The sequence below is a fragment of the Paenibacillus algicola genome (assembly GCF_005577435.1).
Lineage (GTDB): Bacteria > Bacillota > Bacilli > Paenibacillales > Paenibacillaceae > Paenibacillus_AQ > Paenibacillus_AQ algicola.
In genome coordinates, this window is sequence record NZ_CP040396.1 from 651,624 (window position 1) to 677,157 (window position 25,534).

The window sequence follows — 25,534 nt, forward strand, 5'->3', positions numbered from 1 at the left end:
AATGCATTTACAGCTGGCTGTCGCTCATCCCGGTGTAGGTTCCTTGAGATTGGGCGGCTTCCATGGCTTCCGGTGCCTGTTTGCCTTCCGCTGCCCACAGCAGGCCGCGTCTCATTAACTCCTTCACCTGCGGCATCTCGACGATGTTTGCCTGATGGCCCAGCGCGTTATAGTACACGCGTCCAACGCCCCAGCGCTTGGTCCACACAACCGGCATATCGACCGGGTTATTCAGGCGGTGCGGGCCGTCTGCCAGGGGGAATCGGGTAGAGGCGAGAACATCCACTGCAGGATCGACGTGCAGGTAATACTGCTCGGATACGACCTTGAAGTGGGACATTCCGTGCACCAAGGGACTTGAGCTGTGCCGGATTTCGACCGTATACTCAACGCCGTCATTGCCGGGATGTGCTACCCATTGTCCACCGGTCATAAACTGCCAGTCTACATTCGTACGGAATGCATCGCACATGCCGCCATGGCAGCCGGCAAGTCCGGTGCCGCTTTGGACGGCTTCCGAAACATTTTTGACATATTCCTCTTTAATCTCGCCCATCGTCCAGACCGGAACGATCAGATCCAGCTCCTTCAGCCGGGCGGCATCTGCGAAGGCATCCAGCGTGTTGGACACCTCGACCTCAAACTCATGCTCTTTCAAGATTTCTTCAAAAATACCTGCGACCTGCTCGGGCTCATGTCCATCCCAGCCGCCCCATACGATCAATGCTTTTTTCATGTCGTTTCACTCTCCTGTGTTCTACATTTCCGAAATGGATACCCAGCGGCGTTCCGCGATAGAGCGGTCCACAGCCTCCAGCACAGCCTGACACTTCACACCATCTGCAAAGCTCGGCTCGGGCTGGCGATTCTCCTGAATAGCTGTCGTGAATTCCAGGAATTCATGGATAAAGGTGTGCTCGAACCCGATCGTATGACCCGGCGGCCACCAGGCCTCCGCATACGCATGGGCAGGATCGGTGGCCAGCACGCGCCGGAAGCCCTGCACGTCCTCGGCATCCGAGGTGAAATAAACCTCCAGCTCATTCATCCGCTCAAAATCAAATCGTACGCTGCCCAGGCTGCCGTTGATCTCAAAGGCATTGGTCGAGCGATGTCCTGCAGCAAACCGGGTTGCCTCAAAGCTGCCCAGTGCGCCGTTCTTGAACCGGCTCAGGAACAGTGTCGCATCATCTACGGTGACTTCGCCCTTGGGACCGTCTGCGCTGCCCTTGGCACTCAGCCCGGTCATTTCGGCGGCGAGCGGACGCTCCTTAATAAACGTTTCGCTCATGCCGATAACCTCTTCCAGATCCCCGACGAGGTAATGGGCAAGATCGATCAGATGCGCCCCCAGATCACCATGGGAGCCGGAGCCGGCGATCTCCTTCTGCAGGCGCCAGACGAGCGGAAAGCTGGGGTCGAGAATCCAGTCCTGCAGGAACCAGGCCCGGAAGTGATAAATCTGCCCCAGACGTCCGCTTGTAATCAGCTTTTTGACCAGCTGTACGGCCGGGGAGAAGCGGTAGTTGAAGCCCGTCATGTGCTTGATGCCGGCAGTCTCCGCAGCCTGAAGCATCTCCCGGGCATCCTTCAGGCTTAGCGCCAGCGGCTTCTCACAGAAAATATGCTTTCCGGCCTGAGCGGCCGCCAAAGCAATCTCCTTGTGGGCATCACTGGGCGCATTAATATCAATAATGTCAATATCGTCTCGGGCAATGAGGGCCCGCCAGTCGGTTTCGGACTCCGCCCATCCGAAGCGGTCTGCCGCCTCCTGTACGGCCTGACCGTCGCGGCCGCAGATGACGGCCATCTCCGGCTTGGCTGCCTTCGGGAAGAACATCGGCAGCGCCCGGTATGCATTACTGTGGGCCTTACCCATAAATTTATAACCGATCATTCCAACTCGCAGCGACACAAGCATCTCCTCCTTATCGTTCAAGCATGTCTATAGGCTGCAGCGCACTGGCAATATCATGATAACGTCTTCATTATAAAAAAACGTTCCGCCATCCGCTCGCCACTTTATGCTGGGCATTGGACAAAAATTGCTGGTTTCAGACATTCAGTAAACATTCAGCTTCTGTTAAGGAAGGCATCAGGTTTCGTTAAGCTTTTTTTCAGGTTGGAAACCTATACTGTGAACTGTAAGATCATTCAACCCTAAAGGAGAGATTCACATGAACAACAAAACATTGAGCTTGAAAGTATTGGCGGGAACCATGGCGGCGGGATTGTTGCTGGGCGGAGCTGGATATATGCAGAATCAGACCTTTGCGGCAGCAGTACAGGAACAAGGCACGACCGTAACGGATTCGGGCAGCGGAGAGGCTTCCATAGAGCGCGAGGGAAGAGGCTTTGCAAGAGAAGGCATGAAGCGCGGCGGCTTCCAGGGAGGTCAGGAGGGCCAGCGAGGCGGCCACGGCGGACATATGAATATGCTTGAGACGGCAGCGGCTGCATTGAGCCTGGAGCAAAGCGCGCTGATGGAGCAATTGAAAGCCGGCAAGACGCTGAATGAGATTGCGGACGGACAGGGAGTTGCCCGGGAGGATTTGCTGGCTAAGCTGACTGCAGCATTCACAGAACAAATTGACACACGCCAAAGCGAAGGAAAGCTTACCGAGGAGCAGGCTGCACAGCAGAAGGAGCAACTCAGCGAGCGGGTTGCAACAATGGTGGATCAGGCCGGCTTTGCCCAGGATAAAGGAGAGGCTGGCCGGGGTCACGGCAAGGGCGGCTTCAAATTCGGCAGCCTGACTAAGGCTGCAGACATTCTCGGCATGACAGAGGAGGAGCTGAAGGCCGGGCTGAAGGAAGGCAAATCTCTGGCCGAGCTGGCTGAAGCCAAGGGCATCTCTGAATCGCAGCTGATTGAGCAGCTGAAGGAGCAGATGACCGAGCCTCTGCAGAAGTGGGTAAACAAAAAGCGCGGAGCATCGGAGACCGGGGCTGAAGCTGAAGCCGCTGAAAACGAACAACTGTAAACCGATGATAAGTATTACCAAGAGGACCGCCGTCTGGATATTCCAGCGGGGGTCCTTTTGTTTCTGTTCAGAGGGAAACATAAACGATAAAAAAGAAGGGTTGACCTTAACGCAGCGTCAAGGTTTATGATCAAAGCCAGGGGGTGATCGAGAGTGGAGTATACGATACAGAAGCTCGCGGAGATGGCGGGTGTGAGTACCAGAGCCTTGAGATATTACGATGAGATCGGGCTGCTGCACCCGAACCGGATCAGCTCCTCCGGCTACCGGATATACAGCCGCAGGGAGGTCGAGCGATTGCAGCAGATTATGTTTTACCGCGAGCTCTCTCTGCCGCTGGATACCATCCAGGAGCTGCTGGATGCGCCGGGCTTTGACAGCCTCGCCGCGCTGAAGGGACATCGGGAGCAGCTGCTAGGACAGAAGCAGCGGCTGGACCTCTTGATTCAGAATGTAGAGCGCAGCATTGCTGCAGCAGAAGGGAGCATGACGATGCGTGATGTAGACAAATTTGAAGGGTTTAAGCGTCAGCAGGTGGAGGAGAATGAGAGGAAATACGGGGAAGAGCTTCGGACGAAGTACGGGGAGGAGACGGTTTCGCGGGCCAATCACAAGCTTCAGGGCATGTCGCCGGAGCAATATGAAGCCGTAACAGCGCTGGAGCAGCAGCTGAAGGCAACGCTGGCGACAGCGATCCAGTCGGGTGACCCGGCCGGAGAGCAGGCTCAGCAGGCAGCGGAGCTGCACAAGCGCTGGCTGTGCTTTTACTGGGACAGCTACAGCAAGGAGGCCCATGCAGGGCTTGCACAGATGTATGTGGATGACGAGCGGTTCACCGCCTACTATGATCAGGAGCAGCCGGGCACGGCGGCTTTTTTGAGAGACGCGATCTTGGTCTATACCGGTCAATAAATCAGTATTTAAAAAGCCCTCCTTGGCCTGCCTGTCATCATCAGGCAGGCCAAGGAGGGCTATATCAGCTTTACACTTGCAGGGGAGGCGGATTACAAGAGAAACGGCCTCTTTATTCCCGCGGAATTCTTCGCGCTACGCCGCTCTGCACGGCAGCCTTGACCACCCGCTCGCGAATGGCCTTGACCACATTCTGGTTGAAGACGCTCGGAATGATGTACGAGGCATTCAGTTCTTCCGCAGGAACGGCAGAGGCAATCGCTTCCGCCGCCGCCAGCTTCATCTCCTCGTTGATGGTGGACGCCCGGCAATCCAGTGCAGCGCGGAAAATGCCGGGGAAGCACAGTACATTGTTGATCTGGTTCGGATAATCCGAGCGGCCGGTTGCAATGACAGCAGCGATGTCCTCAACCTCCTCCGGCTGGATTTCCGGCACCGGGTTCGCCATGGCGAAGACGACCGGCCGCTCCGCCATAGATTGAACATCCTCCCGGCTCAGTACGCCTCCGGCGGACAAGCCGATAAATACGTCGGCACCCTGGATTACATCCTTCAGGGGGCCATCCAGTCTCTTGGGGTTCGTGTGCTCCGCGTACCACTGCCACATGGCCTGATCGTAGGATTTGTCGCGGGTCAGAGCTCCAGCACGATCCACTCCGATCAGCTCGCCGACACCGGCAGCGAGCAGAATCTTGCTGCAGGCAACCCCGGCGGCTCCGATGCCGCAGATCACGACCTTAACCTGGTCCAGGGGCTTATCGACCACCTTCAAAGCATTAATCAGGGCAGCGTGCAGCACCACGGCGGTGCCGTGCTGGTCATCGTGGAAGACAGGGATATCGAGCTCCTCCCGCAGACGCGCTTCAATCTCGAAGCAGCGCGGAGAGGCGATATCCTCCAGATTGATGCCCCCAAAAGCAGGAGCAATCGCCTTGATTGAGGCGATAATCTCTTCCGTATCCTGGGTATCCAGGCAGATCGGAAAAGAATCCACACCTGCAAATTGCTTGAAGAGCATCGACTTGCCCTCCATGACCGGCATGGCGGCGTACGGGCCGATATTGCCGAGCCCCAGCACGGCGCTGCCGTCGGAGATCACGGCAACCGTGTTTCTTTTTATTGTAAGTGTATGCGCTTTCTTAGGATCCTCCTGAATGGCGGTACAGACGCGCGCGACATCCGGAGTATACACCCTGGACAGATCATCCCGGTTGTTGATCGGTACTTTGGGGTTGGTCTCGATCTTGCCGCCCAGATGCATAAGAAAGGTACGGTCGGAAATGTTCACAAGCCGGACGCCGTCCAGGCTCTTGACCGTATCTGTAACTTTGCTGATATGCGCGCTGTCGGTTACGGTAATCGTAATGTCCCTGACGGTGGTGTAGCCAGTGGACTGAATGACGTCAATCGCTACCATATCTCCACCGGCTTCCGAAACTGCCGAAGCGACCTGGCCGAATTTGATCCGGTTCGTGTCCATTTCAAGTCTGAGGATAATACTTTTGCCTCCGAGTCCTGTATGCTTCATAGCAACCTCCCGAGTAAATAGGATCAGTCTTGCGATAATACCTTCTAGATCCTGCATGCCAATCCCTGCTTTTAATTCAACTAAGAAAAGGAGCCCGCTACTACTCAACCCAAAAGATGGTGTATCCGCCAACGAAGGCGTGGTCGCTGCAGGAAGAGGGGCTTCCGATCGCTGTTGTCCCCAGATTTCTTGTTCATACCGCTTGGCGGATGAAATTCGGGGACAAAGGCGAGCGCTCCGCTTCTCCAGCCTCCCTCTTCCCTCCGCTCCTTCGTCATCTACTGCAAAACCGTTAAGATAGAAAGGATGGAAGCCCTTTGTTCCAGAATCAACCTTCGTTTTCATTCAGCCCGTACACGTCCTTGTATGACCTGATCGTGCCTAAAGACAAAAAAAGTGTCGCGGCTGGAGTAACTGTAAAGACCGTGATTGGCGACACGGCGTATTCGGAGAAAGACAACCTGATCGCAAGGGGGACGCAAGAAGGAGACGGGCAAGAACCAAGCCGACACCTACTACTTTGATGTAGAGCAGTGCAAGAGGTGTCCCTTGAAAGAGGGATGTTACAAGGAGGGCGCCAAGAGCAAGACGTACTCCGTCACCATTAAATCCGGGGTGCACGCCGAACAAATGGCGTTTCAGGAAAGTGAGGCTTTCAAAGAAAAAGCCAAAAAGCGCTACAAAATTGAAGCGAACAACAGCGGACTCAAGCACAGACACGGGTATGATATGGCCACATCCTCGGGTCTATCCGGCATGCATATGCAAGGAGCAATGGCTATATTCGTGGTGAATCTGAAACGAATCTTTACATTAGGAAGCTGAAAGAAACCGAAAATAGGGGCACCGTGCTCGCTTTTATTGCGAGCTCGGTGCCCCTTTTTTTATATTAAAGTCTTTTGCAGCTAGAATCGTATTTAGATAAGAACACCTTGTCTATTTGTAGGCGCATAGGAAGTAAGTTATTCTATTCTTTGAGTCTGAATCCAACGCTAATTAAAGACAGGAGACATGCAGCTATGGAGCAATCATTAAACAAGCAGGAGCTGGAACAATTTATCGCGTCCCGGACGGGTGCGGCGGTGGGAGATATCCGTCTTGTGCTGAAGCATGAGGAGGCTTATCTGCAAAAAGCGCATCAGGGCGCCAAGGGTGAGGTCGATATTGACAGCGACGACCTGGTGGATTATGTGCTGGAGCAGCGGGACGTCTCTCTCAGCGAGCTTGTCGTAGAGCAAATTCTGGACAGCGAGATGGACTACCTGGTGTCCAAAGGGCTCGCAGGCTATCTCGACTAGACAACTCTGCATCCCTCGTCAAAAGAGCCGTCCTCCGGATTACTGCAATCCGGAGGACGGCTCTATTTCGTGTGCGGTGCAGCCAGGATGTCCTGGCGAAGCCTTTATTTCACCTGGATCCATACAATAAAGATCACGGCAGCGAGCACCAGTCTATAGATGGCAAACGGCACCAGCTTGATCCGGTTGATCAGCTTCAGGAAGAAGCGAATTGAGATGAGGGCAAACAGAAATGCACTGATAAAGCCCGCGATGAAAAAGGGAAGGGCGCTCATGGAGAAATACTCCAGGTTTTTGACCAGGGAAATAAGGCTTGCGCCAAACATAATCGGCACAGCCATAATGAACGTAAAGTCGGCGGCTGCGCGGTGACTCATCCCCAGCATGACACCACCGGAAATGGTGGAGCCCGAACGGGAGAAGCCCGGTAGAATGACCGACAGGCATTGGAACAGCCCGACCCCGAGTGCCTGCTTGTAGGTCATCTGATCAACGGTCGTCACTTGTGGCTCCCGGCGGCTGAAGCGGTCGGCGACAATCATCAGCACCGCCCCGGCGGCAAGGCCGATCATCACCGTCTCCACCGAGAACAGATATTCATCAATAATATCCTCGAAGAACACACCCAGCAGCCCTGCTGGCAGCAGGCCGACGATGACCTGCGCGAGCTTCAGGCGTCTGCCATGCTCCGCCCCCGGCGCCGGCTGCTTCCGGCGGATGCCCAGCAGATCCATAAACCGGCTCCAGAAGACGATAACGACGGCAAGGATAGAGCCCAGCTGGACGACGACCTTAAAGGTGTTCGCAACGTATTTCCCCAGAAACTCCTCTGATTTCAGCCACATGTCGTCCATAATAATCATGTGTCCGGTGGAGGAGACCGGCGCAAATTCGGTCAAGCCCTCCACCATTCCGAGAATGACGGCCTTCATAAATAATACAAAATCCATCGTAATCCCAACTCTCCTTCATTCAAATGAACTATCTGAACAAGCCGTCTGTCTTCTTGATTCTAGGCCGACTTCTTGAATTTGCGAATGAACAGAATGACCGCAAACACGCCTGCTGCTGCAATCAAGCCATACGCTATGTATGAATATACATCCATAAAAGCCACGATGTCCTCCCAGGCGTCGCCAAGGACAGAGCCCAGCATGACCAGGATGATGTTCCAGATCAGGGTGCCAAGGGTAGTAAACAGCAGAAACATGCCGAATTTCATATTGGACATGCCGGCCGGAATCGAGATGAGGCTTCGAATGAGGGGAACCATGCGACAGAATAACACCGTCCAGTAACCGTACCTGTCGAACCAGCGGTCTGCGCGGTAAATATCCTCATGTTTGACGCGGAGTATATGCCCCCATCGATCTACTAGCTTCTCCAGCCGCTCTACATCCAGCAGCAGCCCGATGCCGTACAGTATACATGCACCGAAGACGGAGCCCAGTGTTGCCGTAAGAACAACGCCCGGGGCGGTCAGCTCGGTGTACGTCGTCATAAAACCGCTGAAGGTCAGGATCACCTCCGACGGAATGGGAGGAAATATATTTTCCAGGGCCATCATAAGAAATACGCCCCAGTATCCATACTGCTCGGTAAATTGTGTAATCCAGTTCTCCAAGTGGCATCACCTCTGAATCCGTTATGGCCGCAAAGCCTATTCTATTATATAGCTGCCTGGCTGACATGGATAGTAGGGAGGAGCAGCACAGGCCAGCTCTAGCCGGAAAAGGCTCCATTCCAGCCGGTTTGTGTCGAAGTTGGCAATCTTGTGCGAATTAAGGGTATGCTGTAATGAGGCTGGGGTATTATACTTTTGGTCTTCATCTTATAAATCTGGAGGGATACTTAAACATGATGAATAAAGCCTTTAAAGCATTACTTGAGCCTGTACAGCTTCAATCAGGACTTCAATTGCATAACCGCCTGGTCATGGCGCCGATGACAAATTATGCTTCTCACGAGGACGGCACCGTGTCCCCGCAGGAGCTGCAATATTATGCAAGGCGCTCAGCCGGAGTAGGGGCGGTTATTACCGCCTGCACCTATGTATCGGTAAATGGCAAGGGCTTTCCCGGTGAATTCGGCGGCCATAGTGATGAGATGACATCCAGTCTGGCCCAGCTGGCAGACACCATTCATTCGGGAGGCGCCAAAGCCATCCTGCAGATCTTCCACGGAGGACGCTCCTGCCCGCCCGAGCTTGTGAACGGCGACGTCGTCAGTGCCAGTGCAGTGGCCTCGGAGGAGCGGGGCGGCGGCGTACAGCCTCGCAGTCTGTCAGATGAAGAGATTCGGGACATTATCTCCGATTTCGGCGAGACGACACGCCGGGCCATCGAGGCCGGCTATGATGGTGTCGAGATTCACGGAGCGAACGGCTATCTCATCCACCAGTTCTTCTCTACGCATTCAAACCGCAGAGAAGATGAATGGGGCGGCAGCCTGGAGAAGAGAATGGCATTTCCGCTGGCTGTAGTGAAGGAGGTCACCGATGTGGTACGGAAAAAGGCTGACCGTCCGTTTGCCGTCGGGTACCGCTTCTCTCCGGAAGAGGCAACAACGCCGGGCTTTACCCTGGATGATACTCTGGCTTTAGTGGATAAGCTGGCGGAAGAGCCGCTGGATTATCTCCATGTGTCCCTGATGGACTACACCATCAAGCCAAGAACAGGCCCGGATGTGACAAAGACCACGCTTGCGCTGCTGCTGGATACGATTGGTACGCGGAAGCCGCTGATTGGCGTCGGCTCGGTGCATACCCCGGAGCAGGCGATGGAGGTGCTTGCAGCAGGCTCGGCGCTGGTAGCCTTGGGCCGTGAGCTCATTGTAGAGCCGGACTGGGTACAGAAGGTCGAAGAAGGCCGGGAAGAGAGCATCCGCACTACCGTCGGCCCGGAGGACCAGGAGGAGTTGGTCGTGCCTGACGCGCTGTGGAATGCCATCATGAACGTGCCAGGCTGGTTCCCGGTTCGGGACCGCAATGAAGCTCACTGAACAAGGGCCAGGCGGACGCGAAACACACTGCCTTCACCGGGTGTGCTTTCAACCGCAATCATGCCGCCGTGGGCTTCCACAATGGAGCGGGAGATCGCTAGCCCAAGGCCCGAGCCCCCCGATTTACGGGCTCGGGAGACGTCGCTTCGGTAGAAGCGGTCAAAGACATAGGGCAGGGCATCTGGAAGGATGCCGGAGCCGTTATCCCAAACGCTCAGCTCGGCCTCATTATGGGTCCGGATCAGCTTGACCGTGATGCTGCCCGTGGAGGGATCCGTATGCTGTACCGCGTTGTGAAACAGGTTCAGCAGCACCTGCTTGAACTTGTCGGGATCACAGGCGCTAATCAGCTCCTTCTGAAGCTGAAAGACGGTCTGCCGATCACCGGCAAGCACGGTCAGGCTGGGCTCCACCTCAGCAATCAAGGCGGCGAGGTTTACTGTCTGCAGCTCCAGGCCCGGTGAACGATCCAGGCGGGCCAGGAGCAGCAGATCCTCGATCAGCTTCTTCATTCGGCCGGATTCTCCGTGCATACTCCGCAAAGCGGCCTCCAGCTGGGCCGGACTGACATGCCCCCGCAGCAGCACCTCCAGGAAGCCGTGAATAGACGTCAACGGGGTACGCAGCTCATGCGAAGCATCCGCGATGAATCTGCGCATTCCCTCCTTAGCCTCCACCTCTGCCCGGAATGAGTGCTCCAGCCGCTCAAGCATCCCGTTGAACGATTGCGCAAGGCGGTCAATTTCAACCTGGCCCTGAGAAGCCGGGAATTTCTCATTCAGCGTCTGTGCCCCGGTCCGCTGCACCGCAGCCACCATATTATCAAGGGGAGTCAGGGTTCGGCGCAGCAGGGGCAGATACAAGGCGACTCCCCCGGCAAGAGCAAGCAGAGACAATACGCCAAAGGTCATCAGCTGGCGCATGATGACGTCCTGCAACGGAGCTGCACTTACACCCAGCTGCATTAAACCCTGCGGCTGGGCGGGGCTCCCGATCAGCCGGAACACGACTAGCTGCTTAGTGCCATCCGGTCCATCAACCAGCCGGTACAGCTCGGGAAGCCGGGTTTCCGCCGACATCAGCGCAAGATAAGCTTCAGGGCCCAGCTGGGGCGGGGCGTAGCTGTGGTCGCGAAGAGCCTGAAGCTGCCCTTCCCTGCTGATCCAGGCCAGAGAGGTGTCCGGAAGCAGCAGGAGCGGCCTGCGATTCAAGGGCTCGGCAGCTTCTGCTGTCTCTCTATTCCGGCTCCTTCCCCCGGGAACCGGGGCTTCACCGCCAGTACCGCCACTCCCTCCGCCTGTCATCCATATCTCGCGAAAGTCCATCGACAGACTCCGCAGCTGGGCATGCATCATGTCGGCCTGATTCTGATAAATGACACTTCGCATCAGCACATACTGAACAAAACCGATCATAAGCAGCAGCACCGCCAGCACGAGAAGGGAGCGGGACAGCAGCTGATACCGCAGAGAACGGGGGCCCTCCCGCAGCCGCTGAAGGTACCTCCTCATGGCAGATCGAGCCGGTACCCGGCTCCCCGAAGCGTGCGGATCAACCGGTGCTCCTTATCTCCAAGCTTCTCGCGCAGAGAGCGGATATACACCTCTACAATATTGTCCTGGCCCCCGAAATCATAATCCCACACGAGGCTTAAAATGTTACTCTTGCTGAGCACGGTGCCATTCTTCTGTATGAGCAGCCTGAGCAGATCATACTCTGTTGGAGAGAGCGCCAGTGGAGTACCTTCATAGGTAATGCGGCGTTTGCGGTCATCCAGCCTGAAGGGGCCTGCAGTTACTTCGCCCAGCAGTCCCGGAAACTGATTCCGAACTCGGGCCAGAATGCGGGCCAGCAGCTCTTCGAAGCTGAAGGGCTTGGCCATATAGTCATCGGCGCCGATCCGCAGGCCCTCCACACGGTCCCCGACCTCATCGCGGGCCGTCAGCATGATGACGGCAGCGTCGCTGCCGGCGGCCTTCAGCTCGCGGCACACCTCCATGCCGTTCATGCCGGGGAGCATGACGTCCAGAATGATGACATGCGGCTGAAAGGCTTCCGCCGCCGCCAAGGCCTTGCGTCCGTCGTCCGCCAGCTTAATCTGACATCCTTCCCCGATCAATCCCATTTCGAGAAATTCTAAAATATGCGGCTCATCGTCCACCAGCAAAATCCGGACACCGCCTAAGGCTGCAGATGCTTTCATTTACTAATTCCTCCCGTGCTTGTACCCATCGCTACACCTATCATACCGGAGCTTGCTGAAAAGCAGATGAAAAACAGAAAAATTTTCTCATAGCGATACTGAATAGCTCCTGCCCATAAAAGGATTGACAAGCGCTTGACGCCATCCTATACTTCATAATTGTTGAAATTCTAAAATTGAGGCTGTGGACTTTTCTAGAGCTAGCTCTATTTTCGCCACACCATTGTCATATAATGACAGTGGTGTGGCTATTTTATTTCAGAGGGGAAAGAAGCAATGAAGCGATGGCATTATGCATGGATTGTTTTTTTGGGCGGCTGCTGCTATGGGGTGTTGTCCACCATGGTCAAGCTGGCATATGCTGCAGGCTTTACCGTAACCGAGGTCACGGGAAGCCAGTACGCGGTGGGCGCACTGCTCGCCTGGGTCGCCGTGATCATCACCGGAAGAAAGCGAGCCCGCTCCCGCTCCAGTCTTAAGCTGCTGCTCTCCGGCATTCCGTTTGGCCTGACCGGCATTTTCTATTATCAGTCTCTGCAGACGCTGAATGCGTCGCTGGCCATCGTCATCTTATTTCAGTTTGTCTGGATTGGCACGCTGTTTGAGTGGCTGTTCTACAAGAATAAGCCTTCGAGGCAGAAGCTTTTGTCCATTCTGGTGCTGCTGGCCGGCTCGGTGCTTGCAGCGAATCTTCTGCAGAGCGGGGGGCTTGCGGCTTCCGCAGCAGGCATTCTCTGGGCGTTGCTGGCGTCGCTCACATTTACGGCGTTCATCTTTCTCAGCAGCGCAGTCGGCAGAGACACACCGGCAATGCTGAAGACGGCGCTGTTATCGACAGGCGGCATGATCACTGTATTTCTATGCTTTCCGCCCGTCTTTATCCTGGACCTTTCGACCGTAAGCGGAGTGGCTCCTTATGGATTTCTGCTGGGTCTGTTCGGCGTCGTGCTCCCGCCGCTGCTGTTCTCCATCGGCATGCCGCATGTCGGACCGGGGCTTGGCACTATACTGACGGCCTCCGAGCTGCCCGTAGCCGTTTCTATGTCTGCTCTCGTGCTGGGAGAGCCGGTAGCCTGGCTGCAATGGCTGGGGGTGCTGCTCATTTTGGGCGGTATTGTGATTGGCAACCGTAGAAGATCCCGGCCTTCGGCTGCAAGTTAGCTGCTAAATAACAGTAATCCAACCATATAAATGGTATAAAAGAGACTTTAGTCCCTTGTTTTTGGTAAAAAGTGGAGTGGGTAACCATGTACAATGTAGCATGCGTGCCCGGATGTCATCCCGATATAATGAGGGCGGGAGTACGGAGAGGGGCCGGATATCCCGATCAGACATCTGGGAGGAATACCGAACATGAACTTGAACATGATGAACAACTCCAGCAAACCGTGGAAAAAAATCTGCACAAGCGCGCTGCTTTCTGTCGCGATCGCCGGGGCTTTTGCCTTTGGTCCGGCACAACAGGCAGCGGCTGCCGCCTCAGCTGAGGCATCGGGCAATGTCTATCTGCGCAGCACGCCTTCTTCCGGAGGCAAGGTTGTGGACAAGATTTATAAAGGCGACGATGTGAGCATTCTGGCGCAGTCGGGCGACTGGTATCGCATTCGTACCGGAGACGGGACGACGGGTTATGCTTCCACCAAATACATTGAGGCGGCCAATACGTCGGTTAAAGGCGTGTCGAGCAGCTCGAGCGTCGAGAAGGTCATTCAGTCGGGCATGAAATATTTGGGCACACCCTATGAATACGGATCGAGCCGCAGCACAACCACCACGTTTGACTGCTCGGACCTGATGCGTCAAATCTTTATGGAGGGAGCGGATCTGAAGCTTCCGTCCGACTCACGCTCCCAGGGTGCCTACATTCAGGAGAAGGGGGCCGCGGTGTACAGCACCAGCCAGTTGAAGCGCGGGGATCTGGTATTCTTTATGAGCTACCGGGGCTCTTCTGCTTCAGCGTATGCCGGGGTGAACAAGTCATCGCAGAGAATTACCCATGTCGCCATGTACCTGGGAGATGGCAAGCTGCTGCACACGTACTCCAGCCAAGCCGGGGGAGTCATGGTTGATGACTTTGACGGCTCCTGGAAGTATCGCTTCCTGTTTGGCGGCTCTCCGCTATAAAGCCTCTTAATCTATAGAGGAAATGGGTAAGGCCCGGTACATTTGCTTTTTCCGCTGGCATCCTTTAATGTGGACTCCGTAGAAAATGACGCTGTGCATATTAGCGCTAAACGAGGTGAAGCATGAACGGACAACAGCGATCCGCGATCCGGCCAGGCCTTGTGGTGGATATTGTTCTCAAGCAGCATCAGCGGACAGGACAGCTTACCCGCGGAGTGGTGAAGGATCTCTTAACGAACTCGCCAACCCATCCGCATGGGATCAAGGTCCGCCTCCAGGACGGTCAGGTTGGCCGGGTAAAGCATATTGTAACCGAAGGCTCCAGCTAAATAAAAAGCCGCTTCCAGAGCGCATGGATGAATTCGTAAATCCGTGCGTAAAGAAGCGGTTTTTTGTGTTTGATTTCGTGGTAAAACGTCTAACTCTATATATGAAGCGATAGTAAGATGTGCCCATAAACAGAACCAAGCACAGAGAGAAAGAGGTGACGGGACGAATGGCTTACAACCTGCAGGATATCGCCCGTGTTTCCGGTGTCGGAGCTCCCAGGCTGCAGGAATGGATAAGGCAGGGATTGCTGCAACTGTCCCCGGATGAAGAGGGCAGCACCCGTTTTGAGGAACAGGATCTGCTGAGATTGCAGCTCATCCTTTTAAATATGGAGCTACACATCCCTGCAAGTCAGCTGAAGCTGACGTTGGATGAGCAGGAGCAGGACATTGTCGCGGCGCTGCTGGCCCACAAGCAGAGCCTGATGGACAAGGTCCGCCGGCTCCAGATGATGACAGAGACGATTGACCGAACCCTGTCTGATCTGGAGAAGGGGGCGGGGCCGAATCCGGAGACCTGGCTTGCCGGGCTGGGCGGCCAAGGCGCTCCGGAGTCCGGCTATTTGAGCAATGACAGTCTACACATTGAAGAAGGCCCCTCGCAGGAGGGGCGGGAGGAGGACAGCCGCTGGTCCAAGGATGATTATTTGAGCACCCAGAAGGAAGCGGATGAGATTTATCTGGATCTATGCCGGGCCATGGATTCCGGCCTGAAGCCGGAGCACCCGGAGGTGCAGAGCATCATTGACAGGCACTACCGCTGGGTAGGCCATTTCTACACGCCGAGTAAGAAGATATATATTGATCTTGGAGAGCTGTACGTGGAGCAGGATGATTTCAAGAAGCTGTACGATGTCTATCATCCGCGCCTCGCCCACTATCTTCGGGATGCCATGAAGGTGTATGCCGAAGCCAGGTTATAGTCCTGCACAACAGGACGGCATGCTTACAGAGTCTCCTGCAGAATACCGACGAACTCTTCCAGAAATTGCTGATCCTCCGGGCTGAACCGGTTCTTCATCGGGCTGTCGATGTCCAGCACGCCGAACAGCTTCCCGTCCTTCAGTACGGGAATGACAATTTCGCTGTTGGAAGCTGCATCACAGGCGATATGTCCAGGGAAGGCATGGACGTCTTCCACGACGAGCGTCTTCAGGAGCGCCGCTGCTGTGCCGCATACGCCGCGGTTCAGCGGAATGCGAATGCAGGCAGGCAGTCCCTGGAACGGTCCGAGGACCAGCTCCTTGCCATCATAAATATAAAAGCCGACCCAGTTAATATCCTTCAGAAAATGCTGAAGCAAGGCTGAGGCGTTCGCCATATTGGCTACGCTGCTAGGCTCGTCGTGGATCAGAGCTTTGAGCTGTCCCAGAACCTGGGTATATTGTTCACTTGCTGTTCCTTCGTAAGGCATATTGTGGAACATAAAGGGATCACCTCTTTATCAAATTAGAATTATTCTAAGATAGTATAAGCGGAAGAGATCGTCAAGAGGGGTTTGATGCCGGCTGATTATGCCTGTCCCGGAAAGGGTAATAAGTAAGGGATTGCAGGCCGCGGCCTAGAAGAGTGAAGGGAGATACAGCCAATGCGTGCAGATGTACAAAGCTTGTTTATCGGCATTCATATGCTTTACCACGCTCATCAACGGGATCTTACGATCAGCGATATGCAGCCAGAGCTGGAACGCCACGGCTACAGAGTGGGAGACCGGGAAGTGAAATACGAGCTGGAGCGACTGACCCAGGAGAACTACCTGACGTCGCATGGTGAAGGCTACAGCATTACCGGAGCAGGAATTGAAGAGTTTAAAGAAATTCAGCGTAAGCTAAAGGAATTATGCGGTGAAGTGCTGCAGCCTGTAGATAAAGGCCAGGCAGCCGATACGCTGGCGTAATGCAGGTCATATAAGCTGCATCGGCTTTCAAACTTAAACAGCCTCTGTCAAGACGGATTGTCTTGACAGAGGCTGTTTTTTTAGGTGTTTGGAGCTACAGGCTGGAAATCGAATCCGGAAAGAGCGGGACGCGCGCCGACGGGTCAGTCGATTCCTTTGCAGCCCCTAATGACTCTAGAGCAGACTTAGACGCGGCGGAGGCTTCACCAAGATATTCCCGGATAAAGGACCGAACCTCCTCGCGGTACTGCTGGGGATGGACATGGTAGGCTGCGGCATGATTTGCGCCTTCAATCAGCAGAAGCCGTTTGGGACCCTGCTTGGCTTCGTACATGTCCATGCTCATGTGAGTGGGAACATAATTATCGCGGGAGCCGTGAATAAAAAGCACAGGAAGCGGACTTTGCTGCACGCTGCGGATGGGACTGACCTGCTCGAAGCTAAAGCCTGCTTTTTTGCGGATCCGGTTGTTAACCCATTTCAGGAAATGAACAGGCAGCCTGTTCAGCTTCGTAATCTGATGCTTCATCAGCTCGCTGAGATCCGAGTAAGCACAGTCGGAAATGACGAGCTTCACCTGGGGTGGGACGTCCAGGGATAAGTACTCCAGCACCGTGCCGCCGCCGAGAGATTGACCATGAAGACCGATTTCGAGCTCCTCGCCATAATGCTCAAGCAGCCAGTTCACCCAAGCCTGCACATCATATTTCTCCTGATAGCCGTACGTAGTAAAGCGGCCCTCGCTCTGCCCGTGACGGCGCTGGTCGATCAGCAGCACATTGAATCCTTCCTCCGTAAACATATCCAGGAACTGGGTGGAGAAAGCCCGGGAGCCGGTGTAGCCGTGCACGATAATCATCCATCGCTTGGAGCGGGGATGCGGTGCTATGGCGGCGCCGGATAGCTTAAACCCGTCGATGCTCTGCAGGGTAACCTCGGTCTTGGCCAGTGCCTCGTAGCGGTCCCGGCTGTACAGTCCCAGACCTTCCAGGATGGTAAACAGCCGCAGGTCGTTCTTGACCCTCATCTGCGTAATTTGAACGTACCCGAACTGCGTGATGGCTGCAGTCAGCATGACCATCAGGATGACAATCGTAATCGCAATATACATTCCACATGGGCCTCCTTTCACCGAAAATCGCCGCGCGTCTCTCATCAGGTTTCATATTGACGAATTCATAAGGCATCACTCAATATAGAGTCATCCGCTAACGGCAGCTTTTTTGTTCGTGAACCGTGGTGGATCATCCGGATTTATATCATTACACTTGGCTTAGTATGGCCGAAAAGGCAAAAAAGAAGTCAAAAACTTTTAAACCTGAAACTACGGTTTCGAACCAATGTGCAGTGAAAGAAGGGGACAAAAATGCTGATCCAATACGAAGCAGGCAGCAGCCTGCTGCATCGCTGGGACCCGCTCGGAAAGCTGGCGGGACTCCTGTGTATTGCGGTTATGGCTATGCTGTGGAAGGGAACCGCCAGCCAGCTGCTGCTGCTCGGGCTGTGCATTGTGGCAGCCAGGTGGGGCGCCGGGATGTCGTGGCGGCGCATGTACCGCGGGGTGCGGTTGATTGCGGCGGTGGCGCTGCCTTATTTTCTGCTCACGGCTTTGACCGTGTCTGGGGAAACGGTATGGCTGACGTGGGGGCCGCTGCGGCTGACCGTGGAGGCAGTAGACCAGGCCGGGGAAATGAGCCTGCGAATGATCAGCCTGTTTCTGTCCTCTCTGACTTATATCGCTACAACAAATCCACAGGAGCTGGTGGCGGAGATGGTGCAGCGGCTGCGTATTCCTTATCGCTTTGCGTTTGGCATTTCCACGGCGTTAACCTTTCTTCCTATGCTGGAGGAGGAGGGGGAGATGATCCGGGCAGCCCAGCAAGTGCGGGGAGGGCGGCCGCCGAAGGGATTGAAGGGAAGACTGGCCTGGGGGGCAAGATTCATTGCTGCCGTGCTGCTGAACAGCCTGCGCAGAGTGCAGCAGACGGCGGGAGCGATGGAGTCTAAAGGCTTTACTGCTTATTCCCATAGGACCTTTCGGAACAAGAGCGTGATCCCATGGTGGAGCCTGCCATTATTCCTGCTCATGGCGGGTTTGACGGTATGGACGGGCATCTACATGTAGATTGTTAACCGTTGTATAATAAAAATAGGTTGACGAATGCAGGGGGAAGGCGGCACAATGGGATTTATCAAGCTAACTGAATTGAAATGGGGGAACTGAACTTATGCAAGCATCCAGAAAATTTACGACTCAGGATATTGTCCTGATGGCCATGCTGGCCGCGGTCAATGGCGTGCTGACGATGTACCTGAGCCCGGTGAACAAGCTGCTGACAAGCCTGGGAGGACCGATTGCCACTTCTGTCACTACAGGGCTGTATATCGTGTATGGCCTGCTCGCCTATTACATTATCCGTAAGCCGGGAACAGCGGCCATTACCTTCATGATCGGCGGTACCATTCAGGCATTGACGGGACCGACTTACGGCATTCCGGCCTGTTTTACCGCGGCAGCCTGTTATGCGGTCGTTGCTGAGGGTCTCTTCGCCGCATTCCGTTACAAGAAATGGAGCACTGGCGTAATGATGCTGGCCGGCGGTGCGCTCGTGCCGCTGTGGTTCGTATTCGCGGCGCAGATGTTCAAATATACTGCCTGGCCTGCTGGCGTCCTGGCGGCGGCACTGGCCGTGCGCATTGTGAGCGGTGTCGTGCTGTGCGGCCTGCTGGCGAAGGTCATCGGCGATGCCGTGGAGAAGACCGGACTGCTCCGCCGGTTTGCACTGGGCATGAAGGGCTAGTGTCCGGATGAGGACAGCAGCGGTCGTAAAAGCTGTTCACAGTGAGCAGCTTTCTTACCGGTATGACGGTGAATCCTCCTATGCGCTGAAGGAGGTCAATCTTGAAATTCTCTGTGGCAGCTGGACGGCGATCATTGGCGCAAGCGGCAGCGGTAAATCAACCCTCTGTCAGCTGCTGAACGGCACGCTGCCGCGAAGCGGCGGCGGGCTGCGGGAGGGGAAGCTGGAAGTGATGGGGCTGGACCCTGCCGCAGCGGAGCTGGCGGAGCTCATTCCGGCTGCGGGTGTGCTTTTTCAGGAGCATGAGGCACAGCTGGTGAGAGGGATCGTGGAGGACGAGGTCGCGTTCGGCCCGGAGAACCTCTGCCATCCGCCGGAGGAAGTGAACCGGCGGATAGATCTGGCTCTGGCGGCGGTCCAGCTGAGTGACCGCCGGCACGATGCCGTGCGCCGCTTGTCCGGAGGACAGCGGCAGCGTACGGCCATTGCTGCGGTGCTGTCTCTGCAGCCGCAGCTGCTCGTCTTCGACGACGCCTGCGCGAGTCTCGACGCCGCGGCGCAGGGAAGCTTCCTGCAGCTGTGCACCGCGCTGCAGGAAGAGGGCCGGACGGTAATCACCGCGTCCGGCCGCTTTGACGATGCCGCGCGCTCCGCGTCGCGCGTCATCGTCCTGAGCGGCGGCGGCGTCGTGCTCGACGGGCCGCCGGCAGAGCTGCTGCGCCGCTGCCATGGGCAGCTGGCGGAGCTGGGTCTGCTGCCTCGCCTGCCGCGTGAGGCAGCGGCGGCTGCGCCGCTGGGGCCCGCCCTGCTGGAGGTGAAGGGTCTAACCTTCACCTATCCCGGCGGCCGGCGGGCTCTGGCAGGCGCAGCCTTTACCCTGCGCAGGGGCGAATGGGCCCTGCTCACGGGAAAGAACGGCTCAGGCAAGACGACCCTGAGCCGCCTGCTCATGGGCCTTGCGCCCGCGCCGCGGGGCACGATCTCATATGAGGGCAGGGACCTGGCCGGACGGCCTGTCCATGAAACAGCTGCCCTGTTCGGATACGTGTTCCAGCAGCCGGAGCATATGTTCACCTCCCACAGTGTATGGGAGGAGCTGATCTACGGCCTGCATGGCGGCCTGCCGCCGGCACAGCGGCCGGAGCTGACGCCGCAGCAGCGCGAGCTGGCGGAGGAGCTGCTGGCCGAGGCGGGATTGACCGCCCGGCTGGAAGCCTCGCCATATCTCCTCAGCCGGGGTGAACGCCGCCTGCTGGCTGTCATATGCCAGCTGATTCTTCCCAAGGCGCTGTACATTCTGGACGAGCCGACGGCCGGGATGGACTACCGGGATATCAGCCGAATTGTGAAGCTGTGCCGGAGTGCCTGCCACCGCGGTGCAGCCGTGCTCCTGATTACGCATGACCCCGAGCTGCTGGCTGCTGAAGCCACGCTTTCCCTTCATTTGGATGGCGGGAGGCTGACCGCAGTACCCGCGCGGCAGACTCAGTTATAGCCGCTGCCCAAAGCAAGCGTTACAGCCCGCTCGCGTCAGCCTGTCTTATCTATTACAGCGCCCCCCGCTTCTCAGGAGGCCACTGAAGAACTACCATAATTAAGTTTCAAAAGACTTTAATATAAAAAAAGGGGCACCGAGCTCGCAATAAAAGCGAGCTCGGTGCCCCTTTTTTCGGTTTCTTTCAGCTTCCTAATGTAAAGATTCGTTTCAGATTCACCACGAATACAGCCATTGCTCCTTGCATATGCATGCCGGATAGACCTGAGGTTTCCCGATCAGCCAGTCAAGCAGATTGAGGTCTTTCAGCCTCCATTTCCGGAACTTGGTCAGCGAGCTCGAATCGATGACTGGGTCCTCCGGTGCCATCTGCAGGAAATACTTAAAGGACATGTCGTAACGTGAGCGCTACACCATGTCCACGTCGGAGAGGTCGGAAATGGCTTTTAACAGGAGATATTTAAACATCCGTACAGGGTCGATGGCGTTACGCCCATGATCCAGACAGTAGTTCGCTCGCAGTTCCTCGTATACAAACGAAAAATCCACCTGTTTGTTCAACTGGCGGAGCAGGTTGTCTTTAGGCACGATCAGGTCATACAAGGACGTATACGGGCTGAATGAAAACGAAGGTTGATTCTGGAACAGAGGGCTTCCATCCCTTTGCTCCCTTAATTATTTCGGGTGTAGTACCTTCTTCGATTCAGTCAGGACTTTTTCAGCGCCCCCGCTTCTCATAGGGGGCGCTGCTTTGCTGTATGGCGTGCCCAGAAGCACGCATCTTCTAGCCGGTGAAAGTCCGGTCGCGGGAGGGGCCAAGCCCCCGCGTAGCTAGGATACCTGCGTACGGCGAAATCTGTGCGTAGAAGCGTATCGACGAAAGTACCTGTCGGAGACAGGGCGAGCGAAATACCAGGCCGTAACATGAAGTGAATCCTGCCGCGTCGTCAAAAAGGCCTCGCAAGAGGGACAAGAGGAAGCCGAGTCCCGCATACATGGACGAAGGCCAGGGAAACTGCTCTGAACTTGGAACGGCAGTGAAGAATCCTCCGGCGTAGAGGGAGCGGCATGGTATGAAAGAGGATGTAGTGAACTGGGGAGGCCCTCCCCTGCACGAGAAAAAAAAAAACTCGTAGCGAGGCGCTCTATAAGCTGAAAAAAAAAAAAAAAGGTGAAGTGAGATGTCTGCAGGAAGGGAGTCCGAGGGGCTCGTAGTACCAAGGAACCGTAGGACAACATAACCTGCGGGAGGGAAGGAGCTCTGCTTTGTTCACGTTTCTTAAGGAGGTACGAGTCAGTGAATGCCAATCGGCTAACAACACCAAAGGAAAACGTTCAACAACTCCAAGAGAAACTAGGTCATGCGGCCAAGGAAAACAAGAAACGCAGATTCCACGCTTTGTATGACAAGGTCTACCGAATGGACATTTTGTGGGAAGCATGGCGCAGGGTGCGAGCCAATAAAGGCTCGGCGGGCGTCGACGGTGAGACGCTGACGGACATCGAGAAGCAAGGCGAATACCTCTTCTTGCTTGAATGCCAACGGCTTTTAAAAGAGGGGCGCTACCACCCACAGCCTGTTCGGCGGCATTACATCCCGAAGAAAGATGGGAAGCAAAGACCGCTTGGTATTCCGACCATTCGAGATCGCGTCATACAAATGGCAACAAAACTAGTCATGGAACCGATCTTTGAAGCCGATTTTCAGGAATCCTCATTTGGATTCCGTCCGAAGAGAAGTGCGAAGGGAGCGCTGGACCGGATCCGGAAGGCATGCAATCGCAAGGGAAATTGGGTGATCGACGTCGACATCCAAGGCTACTTCGACAACATCAATCAAGAGAAGCTTATGAAACTGGTTGAAATGCGAATCAGTGACAGACGAATGTTGAAGCTGGTTCGGAAGTGGTTACAAGCGGGAGTGATGGAAGAAGGGACGGTAAGGCGCTCAGATTTGGGAACACCGCAAGGCGGGGTAATATCTCCGCTGCTTGCGAACATTTACCTCAATTACTTCGACATTCTGTGGGAACGACATGGGAGCGGTCACGGAGAACTAACGCGTTATGCGGATGACTTCGTGGTTGTATGCAAAACGAAGAAAGACGCAGACCGATCGTACGAACTTATTCGTGCGATTATGGATCGTCTCGAACTCACCTTGCATCCAACCAAAACGCGCATCGTCGGACTGTGGACAGGAGAAGAAGGCTTCGACTTTCTCGGTATGCATCATCGCAAGACGAAAGCAGAAACCTCCAAAGGAAAAGTGTATTACACCACTCAGCAATGGCTGACTCGGAAAGCAGAAGAACGCATTCGGGAAGTCGTAAAAGACCGTCTGGCACCGCCGGGTATGCGGCACAAGTCGTTACTTGAACAGGTCAATTGGTTAAATCCCAAGATACAAGGCTGGCGGAATTATTACTACACCGCCCACAGTCAGCGGAAGATGGCAAAGCTGGATTGGTACATTCTTCAGAGGCTTGCGAGATGGTACGCGAAGAAGCGGCAACGCGCACGATGGATGAGTTCTGTGCGCGAGGTTAAATTCATGGCTAGACAACATGGACTCAAAACGCTCTTGTAATCTGCATGCACATGAATGACGAACATCGGAAAGCCGTATGAGGGAAAACCTCACGTACGGTTTGATGAGGAGGGGCTGAAATTTTCAGCCCTTTACTCTAGCCGAATTGCCGAAGTGCCGATGTGCCTCGCAGCGGCCTGGAGGGTGCAACCCTGTCGTCGTTTTTTCGTATGTAACAGGGACCAAGATTAATTCATAATGCTTCCAATTAGATTGAACACGAAAGGTGGGAAATACAAGCTATTATGAAGCCTATGGAAAATGAGAATGAAAAACCCTCACAAAGCAGGGCGAACACACGCCCGGTGCTGAGCGTAAATATCCAGGAAGCCGGCTATGAGCCCGGCAAGCTGCAAATCCAGGATATTGTCTTTAGCGTCGCACCTGGCGAGCTGCTGGGGCTGATCGGTCCCAATGGCGCCGGCAAAAGCACAACCATTAAAACCATGCTGGGCCTGCTGGAGCATGCCAAATCAGACATTTACATAGCGGGAGATCCGCCCCGGTACGCCTATGTGCCGGAGCAGCCGATCTATTATGAGGATTTAACCCTGTGGGAGCATCTGGATCTGGCTGCTGCTGCCTTCGGCCTCCCTGAATCCCACTTTGAACGGAAGGGGAATGAGCTTCTGCAGCAGTTCGGCATGGATCATGTCAGGCATGATCTGCCGGGCGGCTTCTCCAAAGGCATGAAGCAGAAAATGATGCTTATGATCGGCTTTCTGTCCTCGCCCGAGGTTTATATCATTGACGAGCCGTTCATCGGTCTGGATCCCAGAGCGACAAAGGATTTCCTGGGGCTGCTGAATCAGGAACGGGAGCGGGGAGCAGGCATCTTAATGTGTACGCACGTGCTGGATACGGCAGAGCGAATCTGTGATTCCTTTATGATGCTCTCGAACGGGCGGATCGTATCGCGGGGAACCCTCCAAGACATTCGGCAGGCCGCTGGTCTGCCGGAGGGCTCGCTGTTTGACTGCTTTGATGCCATGACATGAGGAGAGGCCTATGAAGACACGTCCAGAAAATATTCCAAGCCCCGTCCAAGCTGCTCCCCGGATCCGGATCCATCATCCCCGGCAGCTGTTTCGCCGCCGTCTACAGCATCACTTTCGTCAGCAGTGGTCAGCGATCAGTTCTGTCGTGGATAAGACCGTTCTGCTGTATCTAGTGATGCTTGGTCTGCCGCTCGGCATCGGCCTGTACAGAGACTTGTGGAAGGTAACGCTGCCGCCTGAGGTGGAGCAGATTCCTTCCCTGCCGGCAGCCATAATCCTGCTTGTCCTGTTCTCCAGAGGTGTATTGCTGTTTGTGGATGCGGCAGATGCGCTGTTTCTGCGGCAGCAGAACAGGTGGATGGAAGTGCTGAGAGGGCGCGGCCTGCTGTACAGCGTTCTGGCTGGAAACGTTCTGGCAGGCAGCATTACATGGCTGCTGCTCCCGCTCTGGTACAGAGTGTTTCATCTGGAAGGCTGGCAGCTGACGGGATGGGCCTTTCTGGCTTCGGGGATCGGCTGGAATGCCAGCCTGCTGACCCACACCGTTAAGGCGAAGTATGCCGGGCTCCGCAAGTATACTCTTGCCGCAGGCCTGCGGCTGTCGTCACTTGGGATCTATATAGCTCTGCTGTCCTTGATGGGCAGGCATATCCCGGCTCTCTTCACGGCAGGTGCTGTATTTCTGGGGCTTTCCTTATGGCTCATGCGTACAAAAGCCCGGGATCCACACACGTTTACAAATGATGTCAAAATGGATGCCCGCAGCCGCGTAAAGCTGACCGACCTGCTGGTGACGCAGGCGCTCGGCAGGCTGCCCAAGGTGCGGAGCAAGACGTGGCTGTTTCGCCGCTCGCGCCGGCTGTACCGCAGTCCAGCGCCCGACAAGCGCTTTGCTTCCGCCGGGGTCAAGGCGTTCCTGCGGCAGCAGGAGAGCCTGCTGCTCTATCTGCAGATGACGTCGGTTGGTGTCCCTGCCGTGCTGGTTCCGCCTCTGTTTGTTAAACTGATCGTTTACGTGCTCATCATGCTCATCATCACCTATGTGCTGGTGCTAAAATGGAAGGGCTTCTCGGAGTCCAGCCTCGCCAAGGTGCTGCCATTTACGACGCAGCAGGAAATGCAGGCCGGCACGCTCGCTGTCCAAACCCTGCTGCTGCTGCCATGCCTGCTGCTTTCGCTGGTGCTGGGCCTGTCGCTGGCGCCGGGCTGGCTCGGCCTGCTGATCGCAGCAACGGCAGGGACAGCTGTAATCCTTCTGCTCCCGCACTTCATGATGAGGCCTTCACTGGGTCGAAGAGGGTAGCGGCCGACAGCCTTAAGGCCTGCCAAGCCAAGATCCCTCGGCAGACTCCGCGCAGGTTCACATCAGCCGCCC

The 25,534-nt window shown here is 55.5% G+C and carries 24 protein-coding genes and 2 pseudogenes; 16 read left to right on the plus strand and 10 right to left on the minus strand.

Annotated elements, in window-relative coordinates:
• Positions 1 to 7: 7 nt before the first annotated feature.
• Together E6C60_RS02970 and E6C60_RS02975 are read right to left on the minus strand one after the other, a co-directional pair.
• Positions 8 to 736: a ThuA domain-containing protein gene (locus E6C60_RS02970; RefSeq protein ID WP_138224425.1), complete on the minus strand. Its 729-nt coding sequence runs from the start codon at positions 734 to 736 to the stop codon at positions 8 to 10.
• Between the two features lie 21 nt (positions 737 to 757).
• On the minus strand, positions 758 to 1,921 hold the full coding sequence (locus tag E6C60_RS02975) for a Gfo/Idh/MocA family protein (RefSeq protein ID WP_138227600.1): 1,164 nt from the start codon (positions 1,919 to 1,921) through the stop codon (positions 758 to 760).
• Between the two features lie 256 nt (positions 1,922 to 2,177).
• On the opposite strand from E6C60_RS02975, the gene E6C60_RS02980 reads away from it, so the two are divergent.
• Both E6C60_RS02980 and E6C60_RS02985 read left to right on the plus strand, forming a co-directional pair.
• Positions 2,178 to 2,984 (plus strand): hypothetical protein, encoded by an 807-nt coding sequence (locus tag E6C60_RS02980; RefSeq protein ID WP_138224427.1) that lies wholly within the window; start codon positions 2,178 to 2,180, stop codon positions 2,982 to 2,984.
• 153 nt (positions 2,985 to 3,137) lie between these two features.
• The gene (locus E6C60_RS02985) at positions 3,138 to 3,896 is read left to right on the plus strand and encodes a MerR family transcriptional regulator (RefSeq protein WP_138224429.1); all 759 of its coding nucleotides are present in this window, start codon (positions 3,138 to 3,140) and stop codon (positions 3,894 to 3,896) included.
• Between the two features lie 112 nt (positions 3,897 to 4,008).
• Here E6C60_RS02985 and E6C60_RS02990 read toward each other — a convergent pair whose 3' ends face one another.
• The gene (locus E6C60_RS02990; RefSeq protein ID WP_138227601.1) at positions 4,009 to 5,424 is read right to left on the minus strand and encodes an NAD-dependent malic enzyme; all 1,416 of its coding nucleotides are present in this window, start codon (positions 5,422 to 5,424) and stop codon (positions 4,009 to 4,011) included.
• A gap of 389 nt (positions 5,425 to 5,813) precedes the next feature.
• Here E6C60_RS02990 and E6C60_RS02995 point away from each other — a divergent pair.
• Together E6C60_RS02995 and E6C60_RS03000 are read left to right on the plus strand one after the other, a co-directional pair.
• Positions 5,814 to 6,249 (plus strand): annotated as a pseudogene (locus E6C60_RS02995) (transposase); the annotation flags it as partial.
• Between the two features lie 194 nt (positions 6,250 to 6,443).
• Positions 6,444 to 6,722, plus strand: coding sequence for a DUF2309 domain-containing protein (locus E6C60_RS03000; RefSeq protein ID WP_138224431.1), 279 nt, complete (start codon positions 6,444 to 6,446; stop codon positions 6,720 to 6,722).
• Between the two features lie 104 nt (positions 6,723 to 6,826).
• Here the strand turns inward: E6C60_RS03000 and E6C60_RS03005 are convergent, their stop codons facing one another.
• A complete protein-coding gene (locus E6C60_RS03005) occupies positions 6,827 to 7,672 on the minus strand; it encodes an undecaprenyl-diphosphate phosphatase (protein WP_138224433.1) in 846 nt (281 codons plus the stop codon).
• Positions 7,673 to 7,734: 62 nt separating this feature from the next.
• Positions 7,735 to 8,346, minus strand: coding sequence for a DedA family protein (locus tag E6C60_RS03010; protein ID WP_138224435.1), 612 nt, complete (start codon positions 8,344 to 8,346; stop codon positions 7,735 to 7,737).
• Positions 8,347 to 8,582: 236 nt separating this feature from the next.
• Between E6C60_RS03010 and E6C60_RS03015 the strand changes: the two genes are divergently transcribed.
• Positions 8,583 to 9,722, plus strand: coding sequence for an NADH-dependent flavin oxidoreductase (locus E6C60_RS03015; RefSeq protein ID WP_138227602.1), 1,140 nt, complete (start codon positions 8,583 to 8,585; stop codon positions 9,720 to 9,722).
• Here E6C60_RS03015 and E6C60_RS03020 read toward each other — a convergent pair.
• A complete protein-coding gene (locus E6C60_RS03020) occupies positions 9,716 to 11,233 on the minus strand; it encodes a sensor histidine kinase (protein WP_138224437.1) in 1,518 nt (505 codons plus the stop codon). The two genes, E6C60_RS03015 and E6C60_RS03020, sit on opposite strands and share 7 nt — an antisense overlap.
• Positions 11,230 to 11,925: a response regulator transcription factor gene (locus E6C60_RS03025; protein ID WP_138224439.1), complete on the minus strand. Its 696-nt coding sequence runs from the start codon at positions 11,923 to 11,925 to the stop codon at positions 11,230 to 11,232. Before E6C60_RS03025 ends, E6C60_RS03020 begins: the two co-directional genes overlap by 4 nt.
• A gap of 276 nt (positions 11,926 to 12,201) precedes the next feature.
• Between E6C60_RS03025 and E6C60_RS03030 the strand changes: the two genes are divergently transcribed.
• From E6C60_RS03030 to E6C60_RS03045, 4 genes are all read left to right on the plus strand, one after another.
• On the plus strand, positions 12,202 to 13,086 hold the full coding sequence (locus E6C60_RS03030; protein WP_138224441.1) for an EamA family transporter: 885 nt from the start codon (positions 12,202 to 12,204) through the stop codon (positions 13,084 to 13,086).
• A 192-nt stretch (positions 13,087 to 13,278) separates the two neighbouring features.
• Positions 13,279 to 14,049: a C40 family peptidase gene (locus E6C60_RS03035; RefSeq protein WP_233281116.1), complete on the plus strand. Its 771-nt coding sequence runs from the start codon at positions 13,279 to 13,281 to the stop codon at positions 14,047 to 14,049.
• 122 nt (positions 14,050 to 14,171) lie between these two features.
• Complete coding sequence (locus E6C60_RS03040) at positions 14,172 to 14,378, plus strand: YwbE family protein (RefSeq protein ID WP_138224443.1); 207 nt, start codon at positions 14,172 to 14,174, stop codon at positions 14,376 to 14,378.
• 167 nt (positions 14,379 to 14,545) lie between these two features.
• A complete protein-coding gene (locus tag E6C60_RS03045) occupies positions 14,546 to 15,301 on the plus strand; it encodes a MerR family transcriptional regulator (protein WP_138224445.1) in 756 nt (251 codons plus the stop codon).
• 23 nt (positions 15,302 to 15,324) lie between these two features.
• Here the strand turns inward: E6C60_RS03045 and E6C60_RS03050 are convergent, their stop codons facing one another.
• Positions 15,325 to 15,804, minus strand: coding sequence for a GAF domain-containing protein (locus E6C60_RS03050; RefSeq protein WP_138224447.1), 480 nt, complete (start codon positions 15,802 to 15,804; stop codon positions 15,325 to 15,327).
• A 162-nt stretch (positions 15,805 to 15,966) separates the two neighbouring features.
• On the opposite strand from E6C60_RS03050, the gene E6C60_RS03055 reads away from it, so the two are divergent.
• Entirely contained in the window at positions 15,967 to 16,275 is a 309-nt protein-coding gene (locus E6C60_RS03055; protein WP_138224449.1) for a hypothetical protein, read from the plus strand.
• 94 nt (positions 16,276 to 16,369) lie between these two features.
• Here E6C60_RS03055 and E6C60_RS03060 read toward each other — a convergent pair whose 3' ends face one another.
• On the minus strand, positions 16,370 to 17,386 hold the full coding sequence (locus tag E6C60_RS03060) for an alpha/beta hydrolase (protein WP_138224451.1): 1,017 nt from the start codon (positions 17,384 to 17,386) through the stop codon (positions 16,370 to 16,372).
• A gap of 255 nt (positions 17,387 to 17,641) precedes the next feature.
• Here E6C60_RS03060 and E6C60_RS03065 point away from each other — a divergent pair, with 255 nt between their 5' ends.
• The 3 genes from E6C60_RS03065 (at position 17,642) to E6C60_RS03075 (ending at position 20,571) form a co-directional block, all read left to right on the plus strand.
• On the plus strand, positions 17,642 to 18,400 hold the full coding sequence (locus E6C60_RS03065; protein WP_138224453.1) for an energy-coupling factor transporter transmembrane component T family protein: 759 nt from the start codon (positions 17,642 to 17,644) through the stop codon (positions 18,398 to 18,400).
• A 103-nt stretch (positions 18,401 to 18,503) separates the two neighbouring features.
• Complete coding sequence (locus E6C60_RS03070; protein WP_138224455.1) at positions 18,504 to 19,076, plus strand: ECF transporter S component; 573 nt, start codon at positions 18,504 to 18,506, stop codon at positions 19,074 to 19,076.
• A 7-nt stretch (positions 19,077 to 19,083) separates the two neighbouring features.
• Positions 19,084 to 20,571, plus strand: a complete 1,488-nt coding sequence (locus E6C60_RS03075; RefSeq protein ID WP_138224457.1) for an ABC transporter ATP-binding protein — start codon at positions 19,084 to 19,086, stop codon at positions 20,569 to 20,571.
• A gap of 270 nt (positions 20,572 to 20,841) precedes the next feature.
• Here E6C60_RS03075 and E6C60_RS03080 read toward each other — a convergent pair.
• Positions 20,842 to 21,219 (minus strand): annotated as a pseudogene (locus E6C60_RS03080) (transposase); the annotation flags it as partial.
• Between the two features lie 649 nt (positions 21,220 to 21,868).
• Here E6C60_RS03080 and ltrA point away from each other — a divergent pair.
• The 3 genes from ltrA to E6C60_RS03095 all read left to right on the plus strand — a co-directional run bounded on the left by ltrA (position 21,869) and on the right by E6C60_RS03095 (position 25,462).
• Entirely contained in the window at positions 21,869 to 23,161 is a 1,293-nt protein-coding gene (gene ltrA / locus E6C60_RS03085; RefSeq protein ID WP_138224102.1) for a group II intron reverse transcriptase/maturase, read from the plus strand.
• A gap of 254 nt (positions 23,162 to 23,415) precedes the next feature.
• Positions 23,416 to 24,159, plus strand: a complete 744-nt coding sequence (locus E6C60_RS03090; RefSeq protein ID WP_138224459.1) for an ABC transporter ATP-binding protein — start codon at positions 23,416 to 23,418, stop codon at positions 24,157 to 24,159.
• Positions 24,160 to 24,169: 10 nt separating this feature from the next.
• Complete coding sequence (locus tag E6C60_RS03095) at positions 24,170 to 25,462, plus strand: ABC transporter permease (protein ID WP_138224460.1); 1,293 nt, start codon at positions 24,170 to 24,172, stop codon at positions 25,460 to 25,462.
• Positions 25,463 to 25,534 lie beyond the last annotated feature (72 nt).